Origin of the sequence: Lamprobacter sp. (genome assembly GCF_034860625.1) — a bacterium.
Classification (GTDB): Bacteria; Pseudomonadota; Gammaproteobacteria; order Chromatiales; family Chromatiaceae; genus Lamprobacter.
Genome location: NZ_JAYESN010000174.1, coordinates 1 through 7,104 on the forward strand (window position 1 = coordinate 1; position 7,104 = coordinate 7,104).

Annotated in this window: 2 protein-coding genes; one reads left to right on the forward strand and one right to left on the reverse strand. The window is 59.4% G+C overall.

Going from position 1 to position 7,104, the window contains the following annotated elements; translation table 11 throughout:
* The first annotated feature begins 1,168 nt into the window (after window positions 1-1,168).
* Window positions 1,169-5,101, forward strand: coding sequence for a choice-of-anchor I family protein (locus tag VBE63_RS22960; protein WP_323685340.1), 3,933 nt, complete (start codon window positions 1,169-1,171; stop codon window positions 5,099-5,101).
* Between the two features lie 17 nt (window positions 5,102-5,118).
* On the opposite strand, the gene VBE63_RS22965 is transcribed toward VBE63_RS22960, so the two are convergent.
* Window positions 5,119-7,104: glycosyltransferase family 39 protein (locus VBE63_RS22965; protein WP_323685341.1), on the reverse strand; the 1,986-nt coding region annotated here is incomplete at its 5' end.

Sequence of the window (7,104 nt, forward strand, 5' to 3'; positions counted from 1 at the left end):
GGAAATTAATCTCTTAATCCTATAAACCGCAGATGACGCAGATGTACACAGATTAAAACAATACAAAATAAGTTCTTAGCAGGTTTAACAATGGCACCCAATAGGTGACGCAGTGATCAGCTGCGATGTATTGAAATCTCTGCGTTAATCTGCGTAATCTTCTGCATAATCTGCGGTTGAAATGCTCTTTTTTCGGTTAATCAATTATGGCATGGCAGAGGCCGTGCCCGCTCACGAACGACGTCCGGCAAGGGCGGAATCGTATCGGCCACTTAACAATGTGGTCTTTGAGGTAGTTCCATAAGGAAATGCCCAACTTTCGGCAAGTCTTCTTGATGCTGGCGAAGGTATTGCGACAGCGGTGCCTGAGCGCACTGCACGAGCCACCGCTGATCTTGCGCCATTTGACGTCACCTGGATGTCGTTTTTACGGCCGTTGGATCGGGTGCACGCTTTGAGGTTGGCATAGAGCGTCCAGATCTGATCGTGAATGGTCAGCTGTGCGGTTTTCGAGCGCTTGCTCGAACCCGGACGCTTGCTAGTGCCTGTGGACTTGTCCTCGTCGTCCTGCTCCTCGCTATGGCCGGGCCTTCTGCTCCATTTGGCAGGGCCTGAAGCGAGGCTTACCTTTTTTCCCTTTCACCGCCGCGATTGCATCGCACAGCTGTTGGATGGTCGAGGCCTGCTGGTGGTCTCAGCTAAGGTTTCGATCAAGCGAACCAACTCCTCGATGAGAGCTGTGCGCTCGGTATCGCAAATGTGCGGGAGTTTGGTCGCGGCAGGTCAATCAAAGGCTGGTCAAGGTAAAGGTAAAGGGTGAGGATGTCTGGTCGCCAGGCTAACGCCGAGCAATTCCCGGCTGCCATGACTCATTGAGGAGTTACTGAGGGTGAGGAAACTCCTAAGAGGCTGTTTTGAAAATCTAAAGTCCACGTCGATCATTCGCTTTCTTTGTCGGTAGAAAAGATAATTGTGACCAAAAAATAAAGAAAAAGAAAATATTGCGTCATAATAATGTAATCTTTTTGTAATGTTGCCGGAAAAGCATCGCTGCTTTACCATGAGTCCTGCGAACGCACTGAGAACGCTTGCGCGCATCTCTTAGATGAATTCTACAGCCGCCCTGTAAATCCTCTGTCTATCTCGTTATCAACTGTTGGAGCTGACGATGTCGATTGTCCTGAATCCTCTCGGAACCTACCAAACCGGCGTCTTCGACGAGGGCGCGCAAGAGATCAATGCCTATGATCCGGAGACCCAGCGCCTCTTTGTCGTCAACGCCAATGCCACGACGGTCGACGTGCTGGATCTGAGTGATCCCGCTAATCCCATCAAGCTCGGCAGTCTCGATGCCTCTGCGTTTGGCTCCGGGGCCAACAGTGTGGCGGTGAAGGGGGGGCTGGTCGCGGTGGCGATCGAAGCCCCGGTGTCGACCGATCCCGGCAAGGTCGTGTTCTTCAACGCTAACGAAACCGATTTTGCTAACCCCAGCTTGGTCGCCGAGGTCGAGGTGGGCGCGTTGCCCGACATGGTCGCCTTTACCCCCGATGGCACCAAACTCGTTGTCGCCAACGAAGGCGAGCCGGATGGCGACATCGATCCGGACGGGTCGGTGAGCATCATCGACATCACCACCTTCACCGAGCAAAAGGCGACCTTCGACGCCTTCAACGCGCAACAGGCTGAGCTGCAAGCCGCCGGCCTGCGGCTCTTTCCCGGCAAGACCCTCTCTGCGGATGTTGAGCCCGAATACGTGGCGATCACGTCTGACGGCGCACAGGCCTATGTCACTTTGCAAGAGGCGAATGCGGTGGCCGTGGTCGATATCGCCAGTGCGACCGTCACTGACATCCAGCCGCTCGCGCCGATCGACCATAGCCAACCCGGTAATGGCCTTGACCCCAGTGACCGCGACGACGGCATCAACATCCAGCCCTGGCCGGTGTTTGGCCTGCAGATGCCGGACGCGCTCGCCCTCTACGAGGTCGGTGGTGAGACCTACTATGTCACCGCCAATGAAGGCGACGATCGCGGCGATGCCGATGAAGATGCGACCGGCGATGCCATCCGCCTCAAGGATCTCGCCGATGTCACCTCCTTTGGTCGTGCTGGCCTTGCACTCGATGCCAGCATCACCGATGCGTTTCCCAACATCGCCGATAATGACCAGCTTGGGCGTCTCACCATCTCCTCGGTCGATGGCGATATCGATGGCGATGGCGACATCGACCAGATCTACGCCTACGGTAGCCGCTCGTTCAGCATCTTCGATAGCCAAGGCAACCTGGTCTTCAACAGCGGCGATGATTTCGAGCAGATCACCGCGCAGCGGTTCCCTGACGACTTCAACGCCAACAACGACGAGAACGACAGCTTCGAGAGCCGCAGCGATAACAAAGGCCCGGAGCCGGAAGGTGTCGCTCTTGGCGAGATTAACGGCAAGACCTACGCCTTCATCGGTCTGGAGCGTGTCGGCGGCATCATGACCTACGACATCACCGATCCGGCCAATGCCTTCTTCGTCCACTACATCAACAACCGCAACTTCAGCGTCGAGGCCGAACTGCCCGATGGTTCGACCAATCCCGAAGTCGGCGATCTCGGCCCCGAGGGGCTGACCTTCATCGCTGCTGAGGAGAGCCCGAACGGCCAGCCTTTGCTGGTGGTCTCGAACGAGGTCAGCGGGACCACGACGGTGTATGGGGTCGAGTCAGAGCCGAATGAAGACCGCGCCTATACCCTAGAGCTACTCCACGTTGCCGACCAAGAAGCCGCTGTGGCAGCCATTCAGGATGCCCCGAACCTCTCCGCTGTGCTCAATGCCCTGCGGAATCAGGATCTCGGCAATGACGGTCTTCCCGATAACACCCTGACGCTCTCATCCGGCGACGCCATCATCCCCGGTCTGTTCTTCGATGCCTCCGAAGCGGTGTTTGGTTCCGCTGGCATCGCGGACATCCAGATCCAAAACGAACTGGGTTTCCAGGCACTCGCGCTTGGTAACCACGAGTTCGACTTCGGCACCGCCATGCTGGCCGGCTTGATCGACGGTTCGGCGACCGGCGACTTCTCGGCGCTCAGCAGCTCGGACTTGGCCGGGCAGGACTTCACGGGAGCGGACTTCCCCTACCTGGCCACCAACCTCGACTTCGCGACCGACGCCAACCTCGCACCCTTGGCGGTGCCTGGCGGGCAAGCCCCGCAAGCCAACAGCGTGACTTCCTCGGTGGTCATCGATGTCCACGGTGAGTCGATCGGCGTCGTCGGTGCGACCACGCCGACCCTCGACATCATCTCCAGCCCCGGCGATCTGGCCATTGCGCCGGCTGATTTCGATACAAACCCAACCCCCGCGCAGCTCGATGCGTTGGCCGCCGAGATTCAAACCGAGGTCGATGCACTGCTCGCGGCCAATCCCAGCATGGATAAGGTCGTGCTGTTGGCGCATATGCAGCAGCTCAATATCGAGCTGGCCTTGGCCGAGCGCTTGAGTCATGTCGATATCATCGTCGCTGGCGGTTCCAATACCCGGCTGTTCGACGACAACGATCGCATCCGCGATGGCGACAGTGACCAAGGCCCGTATCCCCAATTCGTCACCGACGCCGATGGCGTGACAACGGCGGTGGTCAATACCGACGGCAGTTACAAGTACGTCGGCCGCTTGGTGATCGACTTCGACGAAAACGGCCATATTATCCCCGACAGTTACGACCCCGACATTTCCGGCGCCTATGCCACCGACGCTCAGGGCGTCGCTGACCTGAATGCCGAAGACCTGATCGATCCCGAGATTCAGGCCATTGTCGATGCCATCGAGGCCCAGATCATCGCCACCGAAAGCAATGTCTTCGGCGTCTCCGACGTGTTCCTCAACGGCAACCGCTCCGGGATTGACACCGCCGAGGACACCGATGGTGTCCGCACCCAGGAAACCAACCTGGGTAACCTGACGGCGGATGCCAATCTGGCACTCGCCAAGGAGTTCGACGAGAGCGTACTAGTGTCCATCAAGAACGGTGGCGGCATCCGGGCCTCGATCGGTCAAACCATCGTGCCGCCTGGTGGCACTGAGGCAGTGCGTTCCCCGAACGAAGCGGTGATCGATGGCGATGGCAACGTCGTCAAGCCAGCCGGCGGGATCAGCCAGAACGATATCCAGACCACGCTGGCGTTCAACAATGGCCTCAGCCTGTTAACCCTGACCAAGGCAGAACTGGTCGCCGTACTCGAGCATGGCTTGGAAGCGCTTCCGAATCCTGCGGGTGGGTTTCCTCAGGTCTCCGGGGTCAAGTTCTCCTACGACGCGGACTTGCCTGAAGGGGATCGCATCCTCAATGCAGCCATTGTCGACGAGAACGACACCCTCATTGCCGAGCTGGTTCGCGATGGCGAGCTTGTCGGCGACGCCAACGAAACCTTCCGTGTCGTCACCCTCAACTTTCTCGCCGGTGGCGGCGATGGGTACCCATTCCCATCCGGCCCTGAAGCCAATCGGATTGACCTCACCGACATTGATGGCGATGGCGTTGCGGATGAGAGCTTCACCGGAGCGGCCACCTTTGCGTTTGACGGCACCGAGCAGGATGCGCTCGCCGAGTATCTGAACGACCACTTCAATCCAGCGAACGGCGGCGAAGCGTTTGCCATTCCCGATACTGGACGGAATCTCGATGAACGGATCCAGAACCTGGATTTCCGTGCGGATGCTGTGCTCGAGCCGGAAGCGCCAGAGCCCGAGCGAGTGCTCATCGAGGGCAGTGCCGGCCGTCGCGATTATCTGATCGGATCGGATGAAGCCGAAATCATCGCCGCGCGCGGAGGCTTTGGCAATCTCTTATTCGGAGGTGGTGGGGAAGACATCTTCTACTTTGACACCATCGGCGACGGCGCTCGCGACTACGCTCGTATTTTGGACTTCGAGGCCGGCGTTGACAGCATCCAGCTTGAGAATGACGACTACGACGTTCACCTGCTCACCTCGCGCTTTGCCTTCATCACCGCTGGGGAGGAGAAAGACCTGATTCTTGTCAGTGGCCAATTCGAGACGATCGAGGATCTGGGGATCAACGTCGGCCCCATCGATGGCCTGTTTGTCTGATGACACTGCATTAACCGTCACTGACGCGTGTCGCTGCCGGCAGGTAGCGGCACGCGTGCTTTGACCCTTGGCTTTGACCACGACTGTCTCCGCCCGGAGAGCGATTCATTGATCACATCGAGTCTGTTTTCAGTGACACGGTAACGATAAAGCCGCCACACATTAGCCGGCTCATCGCAGCCGCCGGTGTCCCAGGCCGCAGAACCATCAACCACGGTGAAGCGACCATCGGGACAGCTGTACAGGCTGCGGGTCTCGACCGCCTCGAAACCGGTGATCTCCGGTGCCGAGAACTTGCCCGTCAACAGCCAGAAGCCGGTCTGCCGCAAGGCTTGTGGGTCAGGCAGCGGTACGATTCGTCCGCGTCCGTACTCCGATGGCCGGGTGATGCCGGGCCATTGACTCACCGCGAGCTGCGGCTGGTAGAAGTTCAGCATGGCCGCGAATTGGTAGCGATCGGCGATCACCGGCTCCGGTAAGCGCGCCGCATACTCGGCCAGTTCCTCGAAACCCTGGCTCTCGCGCTGGACGCGCGCGGCCGCATCCGGCAAGGGTGGCAGGCCGGTGATGGCGTAGAGCACATAGACGCTGACCAGAACGAGATTGCCAGCGGTCGCGATCAGCGTCCAGTCGCGAAACCAGCCATTGGCCTTGGTCCGGCTGCCAACCCAACCGCCAGCCCAGCCACTGGTCCAGCCGTCAACCTGACCACTCATCTGACCGTCAACCCGACTGTCACCCCAGCGCCGCAGCAGCAAGGTGACGAAGGGCGCGGCACCGATGAGGTAGGGCGCCGCCCAGTTCGCCTCGACCTCGCTGCCGAGCGCGACCAGCGCAAACAAGCCCAGTGGCACCAAGGCCGCCGCGCTTAGCAGCGAGACCGCAGCGGGATCGAGCGCGTTGATCATGCCATCAGGTTTTGGATGGCACGCTAAGTCGCGCTCTAGCCCGTTGCCGTTATCCCGCCTTTTAAGGTTCCAATCAAGCGGCCAAAAGGAACGCCAATCAGTATCTAGTACAGCGCGCGAAAGCGCGATGCTGATGGGCACCAGCAGTAGCCCCCAAAGCAGCAACTGCTCGGTGATGAAGCCACCGAGGCTGGACAAACGTTCTCCCCATTCCATCGGCGCCGGCAGCTCGTGCGTGTAAGCGTGGGCACCAGTAACGGCAGGCAGCGCGTCGGCCGCGAGCCGGATCAGGCCGCTCTCGGTCGAAAAGCCATGCCCAAACTGAAACCGCAGGGTCAGCCAATCATTGTGTGCATTCCAGAGCAGGTTCGGCGCGAACACCAGTAGTGCGAGCAGCCCCCCAAGATAGGGCCAAGGCGTTCGCAATGCATGTGAGTCGGCGCGCACTAGCGCCCATAAAAAGGCCGGGCCGATCATGACCATGCTGTATTTACCGAGCAACCCAAGACCGGTGGCAATGCCTGCTGTGAGCCAGCGTCGGCGCTGGCCTTGGAGTGCTCGCAGGGCTTCGTGCAAGGCCAGCGGCCAGCATAGCAGTAGTACGCTATCCGGTGTGGTGATGACGCCGGCGATTAGACCAGGGACGCTGGCGACCGAGAGGATGAGCGCGAGCAGCAGTCCGTTACCTGCGCGTAGACCACTGGCGTGATAGAGGCGCCAAAGCACCAGTAGCGCCAAGCTGCCAAACATTACGGCGCCGAGCCGGCTGGCCAGCGTGGAGCCAGGCTCGATGACGACACCGAGTCCGAGCAAGGCAACCGCGGGAGGATGGTCGAAATAACCCCAGGAGAGTTGACCAGCCCAGTCGAAATAATAGGCCTCATCGCGCGTTACCGGCATCAGATCGGCCACCAGCAACCGCCAGGCGGTGACGCCTAGCATCAGCAGCAACACCCAAGCGATGCCCGTACCCATGCCCCGTTGAGAGGGATCGATCTGAATTGGGTTTCCGCCCGCGCTTGAACTCTGGCTCGGATTTAACCTCGGACGCGGTGGGCTCAGACGCTGCTGTGCTCGGCTGGATCGACTCATAAG